17 protein-coding genes and 1 tRNA gene are annotated in these 18,798 nt (G+C 56.4%); 9 read left to right on the top strand and 9 right to left on the bottom strand.

Annotated elements, in window-relative coordinates; genetic code table 11:
- Positions 1 to 3 precede the first annotated feature (3 nt).
- Genes AC2FLE_RS07280 through AC2FLE_RS07270 form a run of 3 tightly spaced genes read left to right on the top strand, consistent with a single transcriptional unit; the run spans position 4 to position 5,128 of the window.
- A complete protein-coding gene (locus AC2FLE_RS07280; protein WP_496696142.1) occupies positions 4 to 1,710 on the top strand; it encodes an ABC transporter transmembrane domain-containing protein in 1,707 nt (568 codons plus the stop codon).
- The gene (locus tag AC2FLE_RS07275; protein ID WP_496696140.1) at positions 1,707 to 3,797 is read left to right on the top strand and encodes an ABC transporter transmembrane domain-containing protein; all 2,091 of its coding nucleotides are present in this window, start codon (positions 1,707 to 1,709) and stop codon (positions 3,795 to 3,797) included. The genes AC2FLE_RS07280 and AC2FLE_RS07275 overlap by 4 nt, the downstream gene beginning before the upstream one ends.
- A 2-nt stretch (positions 3,798 to 3,799) precedes the next feature.
- Positions 3,800 to 5,128 (top strand): HlyD family type I secretion periplasmic adaptor subunit, encoded by a 1,329-nt coding sequence (locus AC2FLE_RS07270; protein WP_496696138.1) that lies wholly within the window; start codon positions 3,800 to 3,802, stop codon positions 5,126 to 5,128.
- 186 nt (positions 5,129 to 5,314) lie between these two features.
- Here the strand turns inward: AC2FLE_RS07270 and AC2FLE_RS07265 are convergent.
- A tRNA-Val gene (locus AC2FLE_RS07265) sits at positions 5,315 to 5,390 on the bottom strand.
- Positions 5,391 to 5,708: 318 nt separating this feature from the next.
- Here AC2FLE_RS07265 and modA point away from each other — a divergent pair.
- From modA to AC2FLE_RS07245, 4 genes are all read left to right on the top strand, one after another.
- Positions 5,709 to 6,488, top strand: coding sequence for a molybdate ABC transporter substrate-binding protein (modA, locus tag AC2FLE_RS07260; RefSeq protein ID WP_496696136.1), 780 nt, complete (start codon positions 5,709 to 5,711; stop codon positions 6,486 to 6,488).
- A gap of 3 nt (positions 6,489 to 6,491) precedes the next feature.
- Positions 6,492 to 7,184, top strand: coding sequence for a molybdate ABC transporter permease subunit (gene modB, locus AC2FLE_RS07255; protein WP_142635905.1), 693 nt, complete (start codon positions 6,492 to 6,494; stop codon positions 7,182 to 7,184).
- Entirely contained in the window at positions 7,181 to 8,281 is a 1,101-nt protein-coding gene (gene modC, locus AC2FLE_RS07250) for a molybdenum ABC transporter ATP-binding protein (RefSeq protein ID WP_496696134.1), read from the top strand. Before modB ends, modC begins: the two co-directional genes overlap by 4 nt.
- Before the next feature lie 72 nt (positions 8,282 to 8,353).
- Positions 8,354 to 8,761: a hypothetical protein gene (locus tag AC2FLE_RS07245; RefSeq protein ID WP_496696132.1), complete on the top strand. Its 408-nt coding sequence runs from the start codon at positions 8,354 to 8,356 to the stop codon at positions 8,759 to 8,761.
- Between the two features lie 40 nt (positions 8,762 to 8,801).
- Here the strand turns inward: AC2FLE_RS07245 and hemF are convergent, their stop codons facing one another.
- Genes hemF through clpS form a run of 4 tightly spaced genes read right to left on the bottom strand, consistent with a single transcriptional unit; the run spans position 8,802 to position 11,870 of the window.
- Positions 8,802 to 9,686 carry an oxygen-dependent coproporphyrinogen oxidase gene (hemF, locus tag AC2FLE_RS07240; RefSeq protein WP_496696131.1) on the bottom strand — a complete coding sequence of 295 codons (885 nt, stop codon included), beginning with the start codon at positions 9,684 to 9,686 and terminating at the stop codon, positions 8,802 to 8,804.
- Positions 9,687 to 9,690: 4 nt separating this feature from the next.
- The gene (locus AC2FLE_RS07235; RefSeq protein WP_142635913.1) at positions 9,691 to 10,494 is read right to left on the bottom strand and encodes an SDR family NAD(P)-dependent oxidoreductase; all 804 of its coding nucleotides are present in this window, start codon (positions 10,492 to 10,494) and stop codon (positions 9,691 to 9,693) included.
- 37 nt (positions 10,495 to 10,531) lie between these two features.
- The gene (locus AC2FLE_RS07230; protein WP_496696128.1) at positions 10,532 to 11,497 is read right to left on the bottom strand and encodes a class I SAM-dependent methyltransferase; all 966 of its coding nucleotides are present in this window, start codon (positions 11,495 to 11,497) and stop codon (positions 10,532 to 10,534) included.
- A gap of 31 nt (positions 11,498 to 11,528) precedes the next feature.
- Entirely contained in the window at positions 11,529 to 11,870 is a 342-nt protein-coding gene (gene clpS, locus AC2FLE_RS07225; protein WP_142635917.1) for an ATP-dependent Clp protease adapter ClpS, read from the bottom strand.
- A gap of 93 nt (positions 11,871 to 11,963) precedes the next feature.
- Here clpS and AC2FLE_RS07220 point away from each other — a divergent pair, with 93 nt between their 5' ends.
- Both AC2FLE_RS07220 and AC2FLE_RS07215 read left to right on the top strand, forming a co-directional pair.
- Positions 11,964 to 12,665: an HAD family hydrolase gene (locus tag AC2FLE_RS07220; protein ID WP_496696126.1), complete on the top strand. Its 702-nt coding sequence runs from the start codon at positions 11,964 to 11,966 to the stop codon at positions 12,663 to 12,665.
- A 281-nt stretch (positions 12,666 to 12,946) separates the two neighbouring features.
- Positions 12,947 to 14,320: a D-alanyl-D-alanine carboxypeptidase family protein gene (locus AC2FLE_RS07215; RefSeq protein WP_142635921.1), complete on the top strand. Its 1,374-nt coding sequence runs from the start codon at positions 12,947 to 12,949 to the stop codon at positions 14,318 to 14,320.
- Between the two features lie 96 nt (positions 14,321 to 14,416).
- Here AC2FLE_RS07215 and AC2FLE_RS07210 read toward each other — a convergent pair whose 3' ends face one another.
- The 4 genes from AC2FLE_RS07210 to AC2FLE_RS07195 form a co-directional block, all read right to left on the bottom strand.
- Positions 14,417 to 15,664, bottom strand: coding sequence for a hypothetical protein (locus AC2FLE_RS07210; RefSeq protein WP_142635923.1), 1,248 nt, complete (start codon positions 15,662 to 15,664; stop codon positions 14,417 to 14,419).
- Positions 15,665 to 15,812: 148 nt separating this feature from the next.
- Positions 15,813 to 16,574: a LamB/YcsF family protein gene (locus tag AC2FLE_RS07205; protein ID WP_496696124.1), complete on the bottom strand. Its 762-nt coding sequence runs from the start codon at positions 16,572 to 16,574 to the stop codon at positions 15,813 to 15,815.
- A gap of 11 nt (positions 16,575 to 16,585) precedes the next feature.
- Complete coding sequence (locus AC2FLE_RS07200; protein ID WP_496696123.1) at positions 16,586 to 17,584, bottom strand: 5-oxoprolinase subunit C family protein; 999 nt, start codon at positions 17,582 to 17,584, stop codon at positions 16,586 to 16,588.
- Positions 17,581 to 18,336, bottom strand: coding sequence for a 5-oxoprolinase subunit B family protein (locus AC2FLE_RS07195; RefSeq protein ID WP_496696121.1), 756 nt, complete (start codon positions 18,334 to 18,336; stop codon positions 17,581 to 17,583). Before AC2FLE_RS07195 ends, AC2FLE_RS07200 begins: the two co-directional genes overlap by 4 nt.
- Between the last annotated feature and the right edge of the window lie 462 nt (positions 18,337 to 18,798).

Genomic DNA, 18,798 nt, shown 5'->3' with positions numbered 1-18,798 from the left:
ACGATGAAACCGCGTAGGTTTGCCGGGCGAATGACGGCAGGACAAAGCAATATCCCAGTTTGGGCCGCATCCATTTCGCTGAATGTGCTCTCACTGCTGATGCCGATTTCGATCCTGCTGATCTTTGATCGGATCATTCCGTTTCAGTCGATTGACACGCTGCGTGTTCTGACAGTTGTGCTTTTGGTCAGCGCGGTTGTTGAGCTGATTTTGCGTCAATGCCGCGCGATTTTGCTGTCCGCCGCTGCCGAAGATTCCGCAGTCTCGAATTTTCAAAAGTTTATGGCCACGGTCGTCACCGCGAATACGCTGAGCTTTTCCAAGGTTCCGCCAAGCACCTATGCCGAGCGTTACGGGGCGATCGGCCATCTCAGGGATCATCAGGCCGGGCAGGGGCAAACTCTGTTGATTGATTTGCCATTCACCCTTTTGTTTGCGGTGCTGATCGGGTTGATCGGAGGGTGGCTGGTGCTGGTCCCGATTGGGGCATTTTGCACGGTTACCATTTTCGCGGCAATCATGAAGCGCGCGCAATGGCATTTGTTCCGCCGCCGCAAAACGGTCGATACGCGCCGCTATGCGTTTTTGTCCGAGATTTTGACCAACATGCAGACGGTCAAGGTCAACCGGATGGAGCCGCAAATGACCCGTCGGTTCGAGATGCTCGAAAGCCAGACGGTGGATATGAGCCGGAAGTTGATCCAGTTTTCCGGGTTCGCACAGAACTTCGGCGCTATCTTTTCGCAAATGACCGTGGCGGCGATGGGTCTGCTTGGGGCCTATCTGGTGATTAACAACCTGATTGGCATCGCCGAAATGGCCGCCTGCATGTTGCTGAACGGCCGAATTGTGCAGCCGTTGACCAAACTGATGGCGCTTTGGGTGCAATCCGAGAATGTGGCGATCTCGCGCAGCAGGCTTGGCGAAATGGACAGTCTGCAGACGGTTCCCAATGCGGTCTCTGATCAGCCAGCCTTGACCGGCAGAATCGAGGTCAATGAAGTCTTGATGAAACGGTTGAATGGCTGTGGCCACAGTTTCGGCCCCATCAGCTTTCACGGCGCGCCTTCTGCTGGGATTTTGATCGAAGCCGAGAAAAGCTGGATGGTGGACGAGCTTTTCGACGCCCTGTCCGGGCAACGAATGCCCGATCAAGGAGAAGTTTGGATCGACGAACGGCCCGCAGTCCAACGTGCGGCACAGCGTGGGCAGAACGCCATGGTCATGCTCGAGGCTCAGCCAGCGATCCTGTCCGGCACGCTGTTGCAAAACCTCAGTGCTTTTGGTGATGCCGCGATGGTCGAGCGAGCAAAAACAGTAGCTGCAACATTAGGGCTGGAGAAACGCATTCATCGTCTTCCTCTGGGCTATAACACTCCGCTGAACACCGGGACAGCATTTGAAAAAGACCCGGTGAACAGGCAGATGATCGCCCTGACACGGGCTCTGGCCTTGCAGCCGCGCATCCTGCTTATGAATGAGCCAACGGCAGTTTTGGACACCGCCGAAAGGCAAGCGCTGGCTGACTATCTGATGTCTGTTTCGCCGCGACTGACCCTGATTATTGCCAGCCCCGATCCCCGAATGAAGAATCTCACACAAGAGACAGTTCGCCTCAGGTCCTCTGCCGAGGGTGTGTATGCGGAATGGGAACTCGACACGACTTTAGAGCAAACAGCGGCAAAGCTGATCAGAAGGGGGGCGGCATGATTGCTTTGAACGCGCAAATTGCAGGGCAGTTGTTACAGCAGCTTCTGGTTCAGGGCGGATGGCGAAACCGTCCGGATGCGATCATCGAAGCTAGGCCACACATGTCCGAATGGTTTCGGGCAGAGGATATTCTTCAGACGCTCCGCAACCTTGGTATTCCCCATACGCAGTTGAGGTGCCGCGAAAACGAGATATCTGATTGGCAATGCCCGGCCATGGTCTTTCCAGATCAGGGAGGCTGCTATCTTGCGATAGGACGAGCAGGGGGCGGCATCCAGGTCAGCGACAACCTCAATCCCGATCTGCGTCTATTACAGCCAACACATCGTTCTTGCAGGGTTATCAGGATCGACCGGTTTGATCATCAACACGAAGACGACCGCCCGATAACTGTAGGAGCAGCATTTGGTGGCCTGCGGGCGATGATGCCATGGCTGATCATTTCGTCGTTTCTAACTAACCTGCTGGGGCTGACCGCGCCCCTGTTGGTCATGGCCATTTACGATCGCGTGATCCCGTCTGGATCAGTCGATCTTTTAATTTCATTGGCTTTCGGCGTGGCCATAATCGGCCTCTCCGACCTGTGTTTTCGTCACGCTCGTACCCGAGCGCTTGCTTACATTGGCTGGAATGGCGAACGACAGATGATGGAGGCATTGTTTCGCAAGTTGATGTCCCTTCCACTGAGCCAGCTTCAGAAGTCTGACATAAATCAGCAACTGTCCCGGTTCAGACAATTCGAATCCCTGCGCGACATGTTTACCGGTCCGGTAATGGGAGCTTTTCTTGACCTGCCCTTCGTTCTGATTTTCTTTGCGGTTTTGTGTTATCTGGCGCCATCTGTCGGTCTGTTGACATTGGGTTCGATCCTGTTCCTTGTCGGCCTTGGTATCTTTACCACTGCCTTTCAAAAACGATTGGACAAGTCGGTGGCCGAGGCTAATGCGGCCAGTCAAGCCGCCATTCATGACGCGGTGCTGCATCAACAGGTGATGGTCAATCTGGGAATGCAGAAACAATGGCTGGCACGCAGTCTGCCCCTTGCTGAAGCCGGCGAACGCGCGACAGCACGTGCGCGTTTGTTTCAGTCATTTACCCAGTCGCTTGTACAGTCAATCTGTGGATTGGCGACGGTCGGGGCAGTCGTTTTAAGCGCACTTGGGGCCCTGAATGGCTCATTGAGCTTTGGCGCAATGATCGCCTCCATCGCGTTGGTGTCCAAAGTGCTGGCTCCGATTCAATCTCTGTACACCAGCTTCCCTCAAATTCTGTCGTTCCGGTCCAGCAGCACACAAGCCGATCGAGTTCTTGGACTGCCCGAAGAGTTGGAAATGGGGCTCAAGCAATCGCATCAGAAGACGCTTAGCGGTTGGGTCTGTTTTTCGGGGGTGACGTACCGTCCCGATCCGTTGAATCCTCCGATCCTTTCGCAGGTCAGTTTCCAGTGCAATCCGGGTGAGGTCGTGCTGGTCATGGGGAGTGATACGGCAAGTCGCACTGCCATTCTCGACCTGATAGACGGGCTGTATAGCCCCCTGAGCGGCACCATCGAGCATGATGGGATAGATATTCGCCAGATCGCCCGTGACGAATTACGGAAATCTGTCACATACGCAACCTATGAGAAATCCTTGTTTTACGGCACGGTCGCGCAAAATTTCCGCCTGGCGGTGCCCAGCCTTTCTCCGGACCAGGTTGCCGAGGCTCTGGACAGGATGGACCTGCTGCATGATCTCGAACTTTTACCAGAAGGCCAGGAAACGCGACTGACCGACACAGTGCTGTCGCAGTTGCCTGAAGAGGCGGTCAAAGCGCTGACTCTGGCTCGCTGTATGGCGCGGCCTTCTTCGCTCTTTCTGTTTTCCGAACCGACCAATGGTCTTTCGGATCGTCGGCGTCACCTGTTTAAGCACTGGGTTGGTGACAAGCGGGGGAAATGCACTGTAGTCATCGCAACCGCCGACCGCTCATTCATGCAGATCGCCGACCGTTTCATATTTCTCAATGGCGACAAGGTTGCTGTGAATGCCGCCGGAGAGGCTGGCCGGAAGAAGCTGCAAGCTGTGTTGAAAGCGCTCGGAGGATAGCCATGGCCATATTCTTGAATAGCCCAATCCCGCAAGAGGCGTCGGAAGTGAACAGCCGAAATCGCAGATGGCAGAAACCGCGCCTGGCAGCCTTTTTGGCATTGACCTCTTTGGGGATGATCGCTGGCCTGATTGCTCTGTCAGCGCAAACGGCGATCCCGCAAATCACGCGCGCACCGGGTACAATCATCCCTTTCGGAGACTATTTACAGATCGAGACATTGCAGGGCGGTGTCGTTCAGTCTGTGCATGTCCATGACGGTCAGATTGTCGAAGAGGGCGATGTCCTGATTCAGCTTCAACACCCAGACCTGTTTCATGAGCGCGATGTACTTGCGGGGCAGATGTCAGCGGTCGGACAGGAATTGGCAAACGCGCGCGCCGTGCTGACAAAACTGGGCAGTTCAGAACCGTTGGCCCAGTCGGAAATCGAGGTTCTTGCCCTGAGCGGTTTAACAAGCGCTTCGGCGGCGCTGGAGCTGTATGCCGAAAGTCAGCGTATCCAGCGCCTGTCCATCGCCCAGCAGGAGGGGACACTTTCTATCCTAGCCAAGGCGGCCACGGTCGCTCAGGAACGGGTGGACAAGAAAGAGATTGCCTTGCAGCGATACGCGCAGCTGCAGTCACAAGGCCTCAAATCCCTAAGCGATTTTCTGGAGGAAGAGGACGAGGTTGATGCATTGCGCGCTGCCGTCTCTGACGCGCGGGTCCGGGTTGCGGAACTCAGGAACGCCCTGACTTTGGCAAAGGCATCTCTGGCCCGGGAAACCCTTTCGTTACGCGAAGAAACGCTTATTCGGCTTTCCGAATTGGAACAGGAAGATGCGCGCCTGCGTGTATCGGTTGGCGTGGTAACCTCCAAGCTGGACGCCCTGCGCATTTCTGCTCCGGCTCGTGGCATCATCCAGGCGGTCACACACCCTAGCCCCGGCGAGGTCATCGCCCCCGGAGAGGCGATATTTGAACTATTGCCGACACGACAGGAACTGGTTGTCGAGGCGAGGATACCCAATTCCGAAGTTGGGCATGTAAGCACTGATCAGCCGGTCGCCGTCAGCATTGATACTTTTGATGTGCGTCGATTTGGGAAAGTCCCGGCGCGTCTGCAATCGGTCTATCCGTTGCCGTTGACAGATGAGCAGACCGGAGAGACCTATTTCCGCGCAGCCTTTGCCCTGTCCCAAGACAAAGTCGGATCGGGATCGTTCCAACGTCCTTTGAGTGCAGGCATGACCGTGGTGGCCGAAATGACAACCGGAGAGCAGACTCTTTTGTCATACCTATTGAAGCCGGTTCAACAGACTATCGAGGGGGCATTCAAAGAGCGCTAGATTTTTGGCGCATCTCAGAGCCAGAGGAAATGAAGATGTAACTGCCGGAATCCTGCCTGAATTCGTTTTCCCAAGGGCCGGCTTACAACAGCATCGGTTTCGTAAAACAGAGCATACAAACATCCAAAACACTGGGCATTCAGTGTCGATTTGGCCACAGAAAGGATATTAGAAACTAGCGGGAAATGGTGGGTGATGAGAGACTCGAACTCCCGACATCTTCGGTGTAAACGAAGCGCTCTACCAACTGAGCTAATCACCCGTGAGGCTGCATTTAGCCAAGCCGGCGCGCGGGCGCAAGAGGGTCTGGCACAATTTCTTTCACTGAATTTAGACAAGGCGGGCATCTGGGGTGATATCTCCGCCAACCGGGCTCTGATTTATCAGACTTTCTGAGGGATCACGAAATCTGAACCGGTCGTTTCGGACCAGGCACCTTCAAAATATCTTGGGTGTTGTAGCGGCTATGGATTGCCCGTTTCAAAGGTTCTTATTCACGATGCGTCCTATCGATGCTTGCGCGCCCCCCGCCGCCTCAGATATCCCCTGATGGAACCTTAACCTACGAGACGGGAACAATATGACCCTGTCATCCGCAAGCCGTTTTCTGGCTGCTGCTATTGTTTTGGGTAGTTTGATATCGACTCCGCAGCGTGCAGAGGCCGACGATGTTTTGGTTTTTGCTGCTGCCAGTCTGAAAAATGCTCTGGATTCACTTGTACCGGGTTTTGAACGGCAAAGCGGTCAGGAGGTTGTCATATCGTATGCGGCGTCTTCTATACTGGCACGTCAAATTCAACAGGGCGCCCCGGCGGATGTGTATATTTCAGCCAACAGTGACTGGATGGACGTCCTTCATGAGAATGGGCTGATTGATGCTGGATCGCGGGTTAACCTTTTGGGAAATGGGCTTGTCCTGATCGGTGGGCCGACGGCCGTTGAAATTGAGGGGTTTTCCCCGCAGACGGACATCTCAGCCGCTTTGTCAGGTGGGCATCTTGCGATGGCCCTGGTCGATGCCGTGCCTGCGGGAATTTACGGCAAAGCGGCGCTGCAAAACCTAGGTCTTTGGGATAGTGTTCAGCAGCAGGTGGCGCAGACCGACAATGTACGCGCGGCTCTGGCATTGGTTGCCGCGGGGGCTGCCCCCTTTGGTGTTGTCTACCGATCGGATGCCCAGGCCGAGGATCGGGTGCGGGTTGTGGCCTCTTTCCCTGCAAATCTTCACCCGGAAATTGTCTACCCGGCCGCTGTAACAATGCAAGCCTCAGCCGAGGCATATGCTTTCCTAAGCTACCTACAGACCGACGCAGCGATGGCAGTCTTTGCAGAGCAGGGATTTGCCCTGCCGGGCGACTAGCCGATGGGTTGGCTGGGACCGGAAGAACTTGAGGCGCTGAAATTGTCGCTGCGTGTCTCTTTCTGGGCAACGCTGGTTACTTTGCCCTTTGGTGTATTCGTTGCCTATGCACTGGCACGCTGGCGCTTTCCCGGGCGACAAGTGTTGAATGGGTTGGTGCATTTGCCATTGATCCTGCCGCCGGTTGTTACGGGATATCTGCTGCTATTGACCTTTGGTATTCAGGGCCCGATTGGTGGACCTCTGGCGGGGCTTGGAATTGTTTTTGCGTTTCGCTGGACCGGCGCGGCGCTGGCCGCTGGGATCATGGCGTTTCCGCTGATGGTCCGTGCTATTCGCCTTTCGATCGAAGCCGTCGACCCTAAGCTCGAACAGGCCGGAGCCACGCTGGGTGCCTCGCGTCTTTGGGTTTTTGTCACCGTAACTTTGCCGATGATTCTGCCGGGGGTGATCGCCGGGACCATCCTTGCCTTTGCAAAAGCCATGGGTGAGTTCGGCGCGACGATCACCTTTGTTTCGAACATACCTGGACAGACACAGACGTTGCCATCGGCCGTTTATGCGTTTCTGCAGGTTCCGGGTGGTGAGGCGGCGGCGATGCGGCTAGTGGTGATATCGGTCATCATCGCGATGGGGGCGCTGCTGTTGTCAGAGTTTGTCGGTCGTCGCGCCGCGGCAAGGGTGTCGGGGACATGAGCCTTTCCGTCAATCTGCAACATGATCTGCCAGGTATTCAGTTGGATGCCAAATTTGATGCGCCTGCCGGGGTGACGGTTCTGTATGGAAGGTCCGGCGCCGGTAAGACGACAATCGTTAACGCTGTTGCGGGATTGCTGGATCCCAAAGCTGGTCGCGTATCCGTGGACGGGTGGACGTTGTTCGATACGGAAAAGCGCCTTTGGCTGCCTCCGCATAAACGCCGCTTGGGGTATATTTTTCAGGAAGGACGGCTGTTCCCGCATCTGACAGTGCGCCAGAACCTGTCCTATGGGCGCTGGTTTGCGCCCAAAAGCGTGCCGCGCGAAGACCCCGATAAGGTGATTGAAATGTTGGGGATCGGGCATCTTTTGGACCGTCGTCCACTGAGCTTGTCAGGTGGCGAGAAGCAGCGTGTCGCCATAGGCCGCGCCTTATTGGCCAGCCCGCGTCTGATCCTCGCGGATGAGCCTCTGGCCGCTTTGGATGATGCGCGGAAGGCCGAGATACTGCCCTATTTCGAACGGCTTCGGGATGAGATTTCGGTGCCGATCCTTTATGTGACCCACTCGGCAGCCGAAGTTGCGCGGCTGGCAACTTCTGTCGTTGCCCTGCAGGACGGCAAGGTGGTTCGGCAAGGCCCGGCTTCCGAAGTGATGGCTGATCCTTCTGTGGCCCCGCTCGGTGTCAGAGCCGTTGGTGCGGTGCTTCAGGTGCAGGTATCAGCTCACCATGCAGACGGGTTGACCGAGTTGGCAGCCGAAGAGGCGCGCCTATTTCTGCCGCGTATTCCCCATAAGGTCGGTGAAAGCCTGCGTATTCGCATCCCCGCACAAGAGGTGATCCTTGCCAGTAAGCGGCCCGAGGGCCTGTCAGCGCTGAATGTACTGGAGGGCAGGGTTGATACGATCCGAGCGGGGGAAGGCCCCGGTGCGATCGTCTCTGTCATTACACCTGCAGGGACTATTCTGGCTCGGATCACCCGACGTTCGGTTGAAGCCCTTGGGCTTGCTGCGGGTAAACCTTGCTTTGCGGTGATCAAAACCGTGGCGCTGGCACCGCAGGATGTTGGTGGGCGGCTGCACTTTGAGAATTGAAACGGCGCTTTACGGAAAGCGCATCTGTTCTATGATTTCCCAAGGAAACCATTTTGTCCGGGGTCGAGCACCATGAAATACTTTGTATCAACATGTATTCTAACGCTGATGATGGTGCCTGCTATGGCCCAGGCTGTTGGGTTCGGGGTCGGTATAAACCCCGCATTCCGAACGACAGTGACACCACGTGACAATGGCGTTTACGAGGTTTCAACCAGCGGCAGTTCTGCGCCAGTGGCCTATTGGTGCGGGATCGGGGATTTTGCGATACGCACGCTTAGAACCAAATCGAACCAGCGTATTTACATAACCCGGGCCTATGACAAACAGACACGGACGGTGCAATTCTCGCTGACTGCGCCCGAAGGGGTTGATACGACGCCGGGCTATTCGGTTACTGTCAAACGCGTTGGCGAGAACATGTCAGCGGCATCGGCGCAGCGCAATTGCTCTGACAATTTCATGGATTTCGGGTTCTGAAACCCCGGAAGTAAAAAGCACTGCAGGGGCAGGTCAGGCGCTAGACCCATTTGGCCAAGGGCGGCAGGCTCATAAGCACTGCGTCCGGGTCGTGCCCGGTCTCTAGCCCGAATTTGGTTCCGCGGTCATAGACAAGGTTGTATTCGGCATAGAGCCCGCGATGAATCAGTTGGGTATCCTTATCGGCGGTGTCAAAGCTCTGTTGCCTGCGCTTTTCGACCAAAGGCAGAAAGGCTGGCAAGAAGGCCCGCCCGATATCCTGTGTCAGGGCAAAGTCCGATGACCAGTCTCCGGTGCAATAGTCATCCAGAAAGATACCGCCGACACCGCGGGCGCGCTTGCGGTGCGGGATAAAGAAATACTCGTCGGCCCACTCTTTCAAACGCGGATAGTGGCCCGGTCCGTGGGGGTCCAGATGGGCCTTCTGGGTTGCGTGGAAATGGGCAGTGTCTTCGTCATATTCGATACAGGGATTCAGGTCTGATCCGCCGCCGAACCACCAGGCGTGAGGTGTCCAGAACATGCGCGTATTCATGTGAACAGCAGGAGCGTGCGGGTTCTGCATATGGGCAACCAGGCTGATACCCGAGGCCCAGAACCGCGGGTCCTCGGTCATTCCGGGAATGCCTTTTCGGGCAGCCATTGCCTGTTGCGCCCGTTCCCCGAGCTGGCCGAATACGGTCGAGACATTGACGCCGACTTTCTCGAACACGCGGCCGCCGCGCATCACGGACATCAAACCGCCACCGGCGTCCGCCCCGTCATCGGAATGCCGTTTGGTCTCTTTGACTTCGAAACGACCGGGTTGAGCATCGGAAAAAGGTCCGGTGTCGTGGGAATCCTCAAGCTGCTCAAAAGCGTTTACGATTTCATTGCGCAAGTCACGAAACCAGGCTGCGGCGGTGGCTTTTTCAGTATCGAACATCTGTTTAATGGGCCGGGGCTGCGACGGGGTCCAGCAAAGTGCGTCCACCGTCAATGGTTAGGATTTGTCCAGTGATGAAACCTGCGGCGTCCGAGGCAAGGTACTGTGCGGTTTCGGCCAGTTCGTTTGGCGCGGCAATCCGGGAAAGGGGTGTGTGCTTTTCGATATCATCCCGAAATGTGCGATTTTCCTTGAGCGTGGATTGCAGCGAAGCGCTCATCACCGATCCCAGCGCGATCGAGTTCACGCGGATGCGGTTTGGGGCAAGGGCAACGGCCAGGGACCGGGTCAACTGATCAAGCGCTGCTGTAGACACCGAATAGGCCATCAGATCGGGATGGGTGCGACGGGCAGCAATCGAAGATAAATTGATGATGGATCCCGCAGGGTTTTCGTTTTCATCATCACCGGATTGCTTGATCATCCGTTTGGCAACAAGTTGGCTCAGTCGCAAGGCAGGCATCAGGTTCTGGTTCAACAAGGTGCGGACCGAGTCGTCTTCCATGTCCAATGGATCAGACGGAATAACCTGTCGCGAGCCATTTATCAGGATGTCGACCTGTTCGAAAGCGTCAATCGTGGCCGAAAGCAGGTTCGCAATCGTCAGCTTTTCACGCAGATCCCCGGCGAAGAAACGGATGTTGCTGTCATCTGCCTGCTCGCCCAGTTCATTGGCCAGTCGTTTTTCATCCATGTCGGCGAACATGACATTGGCCCCGGCATCCGCGAAGTGACGTCCGATGGCCAATCCGACACCATTTGCACCACCTGTGACGATCGCGGTCTTGCCGGCTATGGAAAAGGACATGCGTGTTCTCCTGATGTGCGGTGCAGGTTAGCGGGTATCACCGCCGAGGGCGAGAGGCGTGGAAGACCTTGAAACGATTGTCCCCGGTCACTTCCTTCACCTGGGCGAAGGCCTCGTTCAGCGTAATTTCATAGGGTAGGTGTCGATTGGCGACCATCCAAAGGGAACCGCCCCGTGTCAGACTGCGCGCAGCAGATTTGATAAATCCCTGACCCAACGTGGGATCAGCACTGCGCGATGTGTGAAACGGCGGGTTCATAATGACCGTATCCAGCGGCTCAGGCGCGCGCCAGGTGACCGCGTCGGCCCAGTGGAACTGTGCACGGTCGTCTTTTACATTTGCACGAGCACATTGCAGGGCGATGTGATCGGCCTCGACCAGATGCAATTCCTGCAGCCCCCTTGCACCCATTAGCCCTGCGGACAGGTATCCCCAGCCGGCCCCCAGATCGGCGACCCGATCGCCCAGTTTTTCAGGCAGGGCAGCAAGCAGCATTACTGAGGCCGGGTCGACCCCGTCTGCAGAAAATACTCCGGGCGCTGTCTGAAATCCGTTGGCGGATTGGGTGGCGGGTGCGGCCCAGTCCTCGAACGCGTTTACGTCGGACTGGAACCAAAAGATCTTGCCATGTGCTTTTGCGATGGGCCCCTGCACGGTTACGCGTTTGCGAATATCCTTCAACAGGCTGTCGACGCCATTTGTCTTAGCGCCGTCGACCACAACCAATCCGGCCGAACGCTTGCAAGCCTGATACACGAGGCTGCGGGCCAAAGCCTTGGCACGCGGCAGGAAAACGATGGCGTCCTGGCACAGGTCATCGGCCTCGGGCGTGGCCCTGAACCCGTGATCCGCAAAATGGTCGTGAAACGGCTTGAATGGCTGGACTACCTGCGTATCTGAAGCCAGCCCAGCGAGGTCTTCCTCGGGCGTTGGCCCAATCACGGACAGGGGTTGCGCAATTTCAAGGCCGCTTTGCAAGGCAAGATCTAGGCGAGGGGACATTGGCAATTCCGAAAAGAGGTCAGGCGTCGCCTTACTCTTCGCGTTCCATAGTGCACTGCAGGGGGTGTTGATGGCGGCGAGCAAAATCCATGACTTGCCCGACCTTGGTTTCGGCAATCTCATGACTGAAGACACCAACAACGGCGACGCCCTTCTTGTGGACGGTTAGCATGATCTCGAACGCCTCTGCGTGGGTCATGCCGAAAAAACGTTCCAATACGTGAACGACAAACTCCATCGGGGTGTAGTCGTCATTCAAAAGCAGCACTTTGTACAGCGGCGGGCGTTTGGTCTTGGGGCGCGTCTGTACCAGGATCGACGAATCTGCATCGTCGTCCGGTTTGTCAGACATCATCCATTGGTTCTCAAACATTAGGCGCAAACGTCCGATTCAGGCTTCGGTTTATCTGTGCGCTTATATAACGTCCAATGCGTCAGATAAAAGAGCCAGCAGGACGTTATCCAAATGGGCGAAAAACTAACCACAATCGGGTTCGATGCCGATGACACGCTGTGGCATAATGAACGGTTCTTTCAGCTGACGCAGGCACATTTTGTCGACCTGCTATCAGATCATGCCGAATCGGATCACTTGATGGGCCGATTGCTGGCTGCCGAAAAACGCAATATCCGGCATTATGGGTATGGAATCAAAGGCTTCACCCTCTCCATGATCGAAACGGCGATCGAAGTGACCGAAGACCGTGTTCCTGCAGGGGTCATTCGCCAACTGATCAAAGCGGGGCAAGAGATGTTGGCCCATCCGATCGAGCTGTTGCCCTATGCCCGGCAGGCCATCGAAAGCTCTGCCGACACCCACCGCGTAATCCTTATCACCAAGGGCGATCTGATAGACCAGGAACGCAAACTTGCGCAGTCCGGTTTGGGCGATCTGTTCGACGGGGTAGAAATCGTGTCCGAGAAGACACCGGAAATCTATCGCCAAATCTTCGCGCAGCATGGCGAGGGGCCCGCTGCGGCTATGATGGTCGGAAATTCGATGCGGTCCGATGTGGTTGCTCCGATTCAGGCCGGATGCTGGGGTGTATACGTGCCGCATGGGCTGGTCTGGGAGATCGAGCAGGCCGACGTGCCGACCGACAGTTCCAGATACCACGAATTGCCCGATCTTGGTGGATTGACGGCGCTTGTTCGCTCTTTGAGTTGATGTTGCCATTTGGTCGCAGTTTCCGAAAATAGGGGCCGGTCGACGACACAGTCTTGACGAAATGGCATGTTTAGCGGTGCGCCGCCGTTTGCACCGCCACATCTAGTGGGTCTTTGACATACGCTGAAAGCGTTAAAGTTATGAGCTTTCGGTTTCTTTCGCGGGGGTGCTGTGCTACGCTGATGGGTAATAAAATAAATAGTAGCTGACCGGGAAAACCCGGCGGCCTGAGGTAGACAGAGGCAAAAATCGTGCAGGTACGGCGGACAGTTCCGGCCCCTATGGGCGTATTCCTTGCAGCATTCCTGTTGTTGTTTTCCTTCGCTCCGGCGCAGGGCATTGCTGCACCATATGCGGCGATGGTGATCGACGCGCGAACGGGCGAAGTGCTGCATTCCCGAAACGCCGATACACGCCTCCATCCGGCCTCGTTAACCAAAATGATGACACTGTACATCGCATTTGAAGCGGTTCGAAACGGCGAAATCACTCTTGATACGCAGGTGACCATCACCAAAAAGGCTTCCTCTGAACCGCCTTCAAAGCTGGGTTTGCGTTCGGGGCAGAAGATTGCTTTCCGCTATTTGATCCGTGCGGCGGCGGTGAAGTCGGCCAATGACGCAGCCACTGCCATTGGTGTTGCCCTCAGCGGGTCCGAGGCCGCCTTTGCGCGCCGCATGACACGTACCGCCAAGGCGATGGGAATGAGCCGTACAACCTTTAAGAACGCACATGGTCTGACCGAGGCCGGACATCTGTCGACCGCACGGGACATGACCACGCTGGGGCGGCATCTGCTGTATGATTACCCGCAATATTACAACCTGTTTTCGCGCCAATCCACGAATGCGGGGATCAAAACCGTTCCCAATACGAACCGTCGCCTGCTAGCGGCCTATCGCGGTGCGGATGGGATCAAGACGGGCTATACCCGTGCAGCTGGGTTCAATCTGGTTGCCTCGGCCAAGCGCAAGGACGAACGGATCATCGCGACTGTCTTTGGTGGCAAATCCGGCGCATCGCGCAATGCCAAAGTAGCCGAGCTGTTGGACATGGGTTTCCGCCGCGCCCCGTCGCGCGCGCCGATCCGCAAACCAGCCCGGCCGGCCTATGCCGGTAATGCAGGTTTGAATGCGAAAGTCGCCAGCGTAAGCGGCGCGCCCACCAGAAGCCTGCGACCGGTTCTTCGACCCCAGCGGGGGAGTACCGTTCTAGTGGCGAACAACGTCGCCGCAACCGCGGCCAAGAACGACGCGCGGATTCAGGACGGTATCGCCGCAGCCATCGCCTCGGCCGGTGTAGAGACGCCGACCGAAGGAACGACGCGCCCGACGGTACGCACGGATGATCTGGTGCTGGCCTCGGCAGAACAGCCCGAGCCAGAGCAGGAAATCGTCACACGCTTGTCGACCTCTGGCGGTCATTTGTGGGGCGTGAATGTGGGGCGCTATACGACCCGGTACGAGGCTGAAAAGGTTCTACTGAAAACGGCCCTGTCGGAAATGACCACATTGGAAGGCACGCTGCGCAAGGTCAATCAAAACTCACGCGGGTTCGATGCGACGTTCCAGGGCATGACCCGAGAGCAAGCCGATCTGGCCTGCCGCAGACTTCAGGCCCGCAATGTCACCTGTTTCATGATCGGGCCGTCATAAGACCCGACATATACTCTCCTGGATGGGTCTGGCCACGGAATTCCTTGGCCTTTTTTTTGCTGAGCGAGCGTGCCGTAGTAGGCGGCAGGGATCAGGTTAGTCGAATACGTGGCCGTGCTGATATTGCTCATCCTGACCGGCGGCCGCAGTCAGGGCCGCGACGTTATCTTTGGTAAAGAACCCATCATACTTATGACAGCGCTCGATATACTCGGTGATCAGCAGAGTGTTCTTCGAGTGTTTTGAGAAGATCTGCTTGAGGTTCGGATCGTCTTTGCACTCTCCAACCACATGGGCCAGGAATGGCACCCCTTGGTCTTTCAGAGTGTTCACAACGAAATCCACATTCTTTTCGCCCGCACCGTGATCGCCGTCCAGAATCTCGATCGCCATGTGATGCAGCCGACGTCCGAAATTGCGGACGAAATCCTCGGTTGGCATGGGCCGTTTGGCAAAAGAGTTTACAAACGAAGGCGTATTATTGGCTGTAAATACCTTGGCCGGGGATTTCTTGTCATCATCCACACCGGCATTGCGGTTCACATTGGTCGACGAATTCATGTCGAAAATGTTGTACGCCCCCCAGAAATAGTAGGGCACCATCGTCAGAAATTCGAGGATCGCATCCTCGCGCTCACCAGCCAGAACGCGTGTCGCCAGATGGTCGATGCCCAACATCAGTGAAGAGATATTGCTATCGGCGCCAAAGGCAGCAGCCTCATCCAGTCGCGCTTGTTCTGCGCTGCTGAGCAATACCCTGTCGCCCAGACCCAAACTGTCGGTATCGTTGAAATCCAGCGTTGAATAACCGACCCGGTTGCAGGTGAAATCAGAAGGGGTGGTGAACCGAAGGCCCTTTAGCGTGTAAAACGGGTTCTCGGTGTCGCCGGAATATTCGAACCGGATATTCTGATCCTCCAGCGTTTTGGTCAGCGTGTTCAGGTCAGTGGCGCCAAACACTTCGCCAACATAGCGCGTTTGCGGCGTGTTTCGTGCCAACGGGTACATGCGGTTGATGCGCGGGATGAAGTCTTCGAATGTCGGGCTAAGCGGAGCCATCACGATGAGCGCCGGGTAGTCCAGGTGTGAATGCAGGACCGAGTATTTATGCGTCCGTCCAAGATAGCTGGCCGTGTGGCGGTATGGCGACATCACATACAGCTCGACCAGAGTGTCGAAAAGAACGTCAGTTTCGACCTGAAGCACGACAGCGCGCATGGACCCAACCTGCTGGGCGACACCAGAGCTGGCACGGCGTTCGTAAATTTTTGGCAAATACTCGTTGAAGAAGTCCGAATTCTTCTTGTCGCCGCGTGGTTCGTAAGACGCTAAATCAAAAGACATAAAGTTACTCCTTGCCCAGACTAGGCAAACCAGGTGCGGTTCGTTGCCGGGATTGTGGTATTCAGAACATATGCTTGCTGACATGCTAGGGAGGGAATTCAGCCTCGGCAACAGTCTGAGTACGAGCGGAAGCAATGCACCCGCGGGATTACCGTAGGAACTTTGTCACCTCGACCCCGCCCGCGATCAGGTTTTCGCGGACCGAATGCGCAATCTGAACGGCGGTTGGTCCATCCCCATGGAGGCAGATCGTGTCGATCGCGGTTTCAAGCCTTTTGCCGGTTTCGGTAATGATGGCCCCTTCGCGGACCATTTCCAGAATTCGAGGCCCTGCAATTTCGGGGTCGTGGATGACGGCTCCGGGCAAGCTTCGGTCGACCAGAGTGCCATCGTCGTTATAGGCGCGGTCGGCAAAGATCTCGCCGACCCACTTGCAGCCCAATTCCCGAACGGCTTCTTCCTGCTTGGTGACGGCCAGCACCATGATGATGATATCCGGGTTCACGTCCAGCGCGCCCTGATAACAGGCCCGCGCCATGTCGATATCGACCGAACACATGTTAGACAATGCACCGTGCAGCTTCAGATGCCGGACCTGCGTTCCAACGGCGTTTGCCATACCGATCGCCGATCCCAACTGATACCGAACGAGATTTCGCAGGCTATCATGGGGTATTTTCATATTGCGGCGGCCAAATCCCTGTAGGTCAGGAAAGCCGGGATGCGCGCCAATGCCGACACCGTTTTCCGCAGCCAGAGTCATCGTTTGCGCCATGACGTCCGGATCGCCCGCGTGAATGCCACAGGCAATGTTGGCCGAAGTGATAATCCGCAACAGGCTTTTGTCATCGCCCATGCTCCAGGGGCCATAGCTTTCCCCCATATCGGCATTAAGATCTACGCTGGGCATCGGCAAACTCCTTAGTCTGTGGCAGAGATCATTCCGCTGACCAGTTGATAAGATAACAGGTCAGCAATGTCATGAGGATCACGGATCAGCGGTTCGACCTTGGAAGGCAGGTTGGTCAGTTCTCTTTGAAAAGCCGCCTGCAGGGAAATGGCCTCGTCCATTTCGACCAGCCTGAACTGAAGCTGTACGCCCGCCGGGGTTTGCACAGCCCGCGGCAGGTCACAGGGAAGGACGGTCGCAATTCTGGGATACCCGCCGGTTGTCTGGCACTCAGGCAGCAGAATAAAGGGGTTGCCGGTGCCGGTCATCTGAATGTCGCCGGGGGTGATGACCTCGGACAGTATATTCAGCTGCCCTTTCGCGGCGAAGCCCTCTCCGTCGCTTTCCAACTGCATCCCCATGCGATTTGCGCGGGACCCGCGAGTGAATGTCGTGCGCAAAAAGCGGTCCAGCGTTTGCCGGTCGAACAGTTCGGTCTGAAAACTGGCCACAACCCGCAGCGAACCGCCCGAGAACCGATCTTCAGCCCGCAGCTTCTGTCCTGCCTGCTGTGACGCAGCCCCGGCGGATAAGCTGTCTCCGGCCTGTAGGGCGCGCCCGATTTTGGCAGTAAGGTGAGTTGAGCGGGATCCCAGAAACTCCTGCACCTCAATACCGCCGCCCAGGTGCAAATATCCATAGGTTCCCCGTGTGGCGGCCCCGACTATCACCCGCTGTCCGGTCTCAAGGCGGTAAGAGGCATTCCACGAAATGGCAGCGCCATCAATACTGGCCTGCATCGGTGCGCCCGTCAGTGCAATCTGTATGGGATGAGTGGCCTCAAACTCACCGCCCATTCCGCCCATTTCAAGCGCGGCAAGTTTAGGACTTTGTCTCAACAATGCGGCGCCTTCGTGCAGGGCCAGTAAATCTGCTGCGCCAGATCGGGAAAGCCCTTGATCCAGATATCCGTGGCGGCCTTGGTCCTGTATTGTACAAGCAGGCCCTATGCGCAGGACAGACAGGCTCAAACCGCGATCTCCTGACAGGTCGCGCCGCCTGATCCATCAACGTCTTTGGCGCGTATCGCCTCTAGTTCCTCGCGCGTGACTGACACGAACTGCATTTCATCGCCGGGTTTCAGGGCAAAGCTGTTCTGTGCTTCAGGACGAAAACAGCGAAAAGCGGTTTGGCCGATATGTCGCCACCCGGTTGGTGAGGGCCCCGAGAAAAGGACAAATTGCGAAATCGCCAATACCAAAGCGCCCTCGGGCACCATCGGGGTCAACTTATTGAGGCGCGGTATGTTGAACTCGGGGCCGAGCGGGCCAAGATATGGCTGACCAGGAGCAAATCCGATCGTCAGGACGCGGACGGTTGTGGTGCTCAATCGATGAGCGGCTTCATCGGGGGACAGCCTGGCCGCAGCCGCTGCCTCATCTAATTGAGGGGCAAGCGCGCCGCCATAAACCGTGGGGACACTCCATAACCTGCGCCCCTGGGGGAGTGGCGCTTTGTACCAATCCTGCCGCCGCAGCAGCTGCTCGACCCGTTCGCGAAGGTTTGCGTGGGCAAACTGGGATGGTTCAAATCGGATATAAGTCGACGCTAGCGTCGCTGAGGTTTCAATGACACCTTCCCACCGTTCAGAATCCACCGCAGCTCGAAACGCCAATGCTGCCCGGTTCGATGGCTCGGCCATGGTTTCGGCGAAAGAGACCAGCAGGCCGTCAAAGCCGACGGTGCATATGCGTGGGAAGATGGCGGCGTGTGTTCGTGTCATCTCGCTGCGTGCCAGTATGTAACTAGTCAGGTGACCTGAACGCAATCCAGAGCGTTTCGCAAGAGAGGGTGAAAAGTATTTGCCGGTGCATCCTCGTTTCCAACCGCGTGCAGGCAAATTCCGACTCGGTGCGGGTGTGTTTCATACCCGACGACTCATACGAGTCTTGTAGTAGACGTGGGGAACTCAACAATATGTTGATATCAGGCATAGCTCGTACGGAACGCGGTGTGGATGCCTTAGGCGTGATAATCGGCTTTCCTGGGTGCATCGGTCGAATTTACCACCTTAATTATCTGAATTTATTGAGTAAAATAAGAAAGTGCAAAAAAGTTGCTCAGGGTGTGATTTTCCGCTTGCGGTGTATGTTTGTAATGCTTAGAACCCCCTTCACCGGCGCTGCTGAGGCGCTTGGGACACACTGGAGAGACGGTGGGACGGGTTGGAGAGACGGCCGGACGC

The organism is Ruegeria sp. CDSA077 (genome assembly GCF_059612265.1).
This window is presented reverse-complemented; position numbering and strand designations above follow the sequence as displayed.

Bases quoted from the DNA above. Each gene is read 5' to 3' on its own strand.
- AC2FLE_RS07280 (WP_496696142.1), top strand. From the start codon at position 4: ATGAAACCGCGTAGGTTTGCCGGGCGAATGACGGCAGGACAAAGCAAT.
- AC2FLE_RS07275 (WP_496696140.1), top strand. From the start codon at position 1,707: ATGATTGCTTTGAACGCGCAAATTGCAGGGCAGTTGTTACAGCAGCTT.
- AC2FLE_RS07270 (WP_496696138.1), top strand. From the start codon at position 3,800: ATGGCCATATTCTTGAATAGCCCAATCCCGCAAGAGGCGTCGGAAGTG.
- modA (WP_496696136.1), top strand. From the start codon at position 5,709: ATGACCCTGTCATCCGCAAGCCGTTTTCTGGCTGCTGCTATTGTTTTG.
- modB (WP_142635905.1), top strand. From the start codon at position 6,492: ATGGGTTGGCTGGGACCGGAAGAACTTGAGGCGCTGAAATTGTCGCTG.
- modC (WP_496696134.1), top strand. From the start codon at position 7,181: ATGAGCCTTTCCGTCAATCTGCAACATGATCTGCCAGGTATTCAGTTG.
- AC2FLE_RS07245 (WP_496696132.1), top strand. From the start codon at position 8,354: ATGAAATACTTTGTATCAACATGTATTCTAACGCTGATGATGGTGCCT.
- hemF (WP_496696131.1), bottom strand. From the start codon at position 9,686: ATGTTCGATACTGAAAAAGCCACCGCCGCAGCCTGGTTTCGTGACTTG.
- AC2FLE_RS07235 (WP_142635913.1), bottom strand. From the start codon at position 10,494: ATGTCCTTTTCCATAGCCGGCAAGACCGCGATCGTCACAGGTGGTGCA.
- AC2FLE_RS07230 (WP_496696128.1), bottom strand. From the start codon at position 11,497: ATGTCCCCTCGCCTAGATCTTGCCTTGCAAAGCGGCCTTGAAATTGCG.
- clpS (WP_142635917.1), bottom strand. From the start codon at position 11,870: ATGTTTGAGAACCAATGGATGATGTCTGACAAACCGGACGACGATGCA.
- AC2FLE_RS07220 (WP_496696126.1), top strand. From the start codon at position 11,964: ATGGGCGAAAAACTAACCACAATCGGGTTCGATGCCGATGACACGCTG.
- AC2FLE_RS07215 (WP_142635921.1), top strand. From the start codon at position 12,947: ATGGGCGTATTCCTTGCAGCATTCCTGTTGTTGTTTTCCTTCGCTCCG.
- AC2FLE_RS07210 (WP_142635923.1), bottom strand. From the start codon at position 15,664: ATGTCTTTTGATTTAGCGTCTTACGAACCACGCGGCGACAAGAAGAAT.
- AC2FLE_RS07205 (WP_496696124.1), bottom strand. From the start codon at position 16,574: ATGCCCAGCGTAGATCTTAATGCCGATATGGGGGAAAGCTATGGCCCC.
- AC2FLE_RS07195 (WP_496696121.1), bottom strand. From the start codon at position 18,336: ATGACACGAACACACGCCGCCATCTTCCCACGCATATGCACCGTCGGC.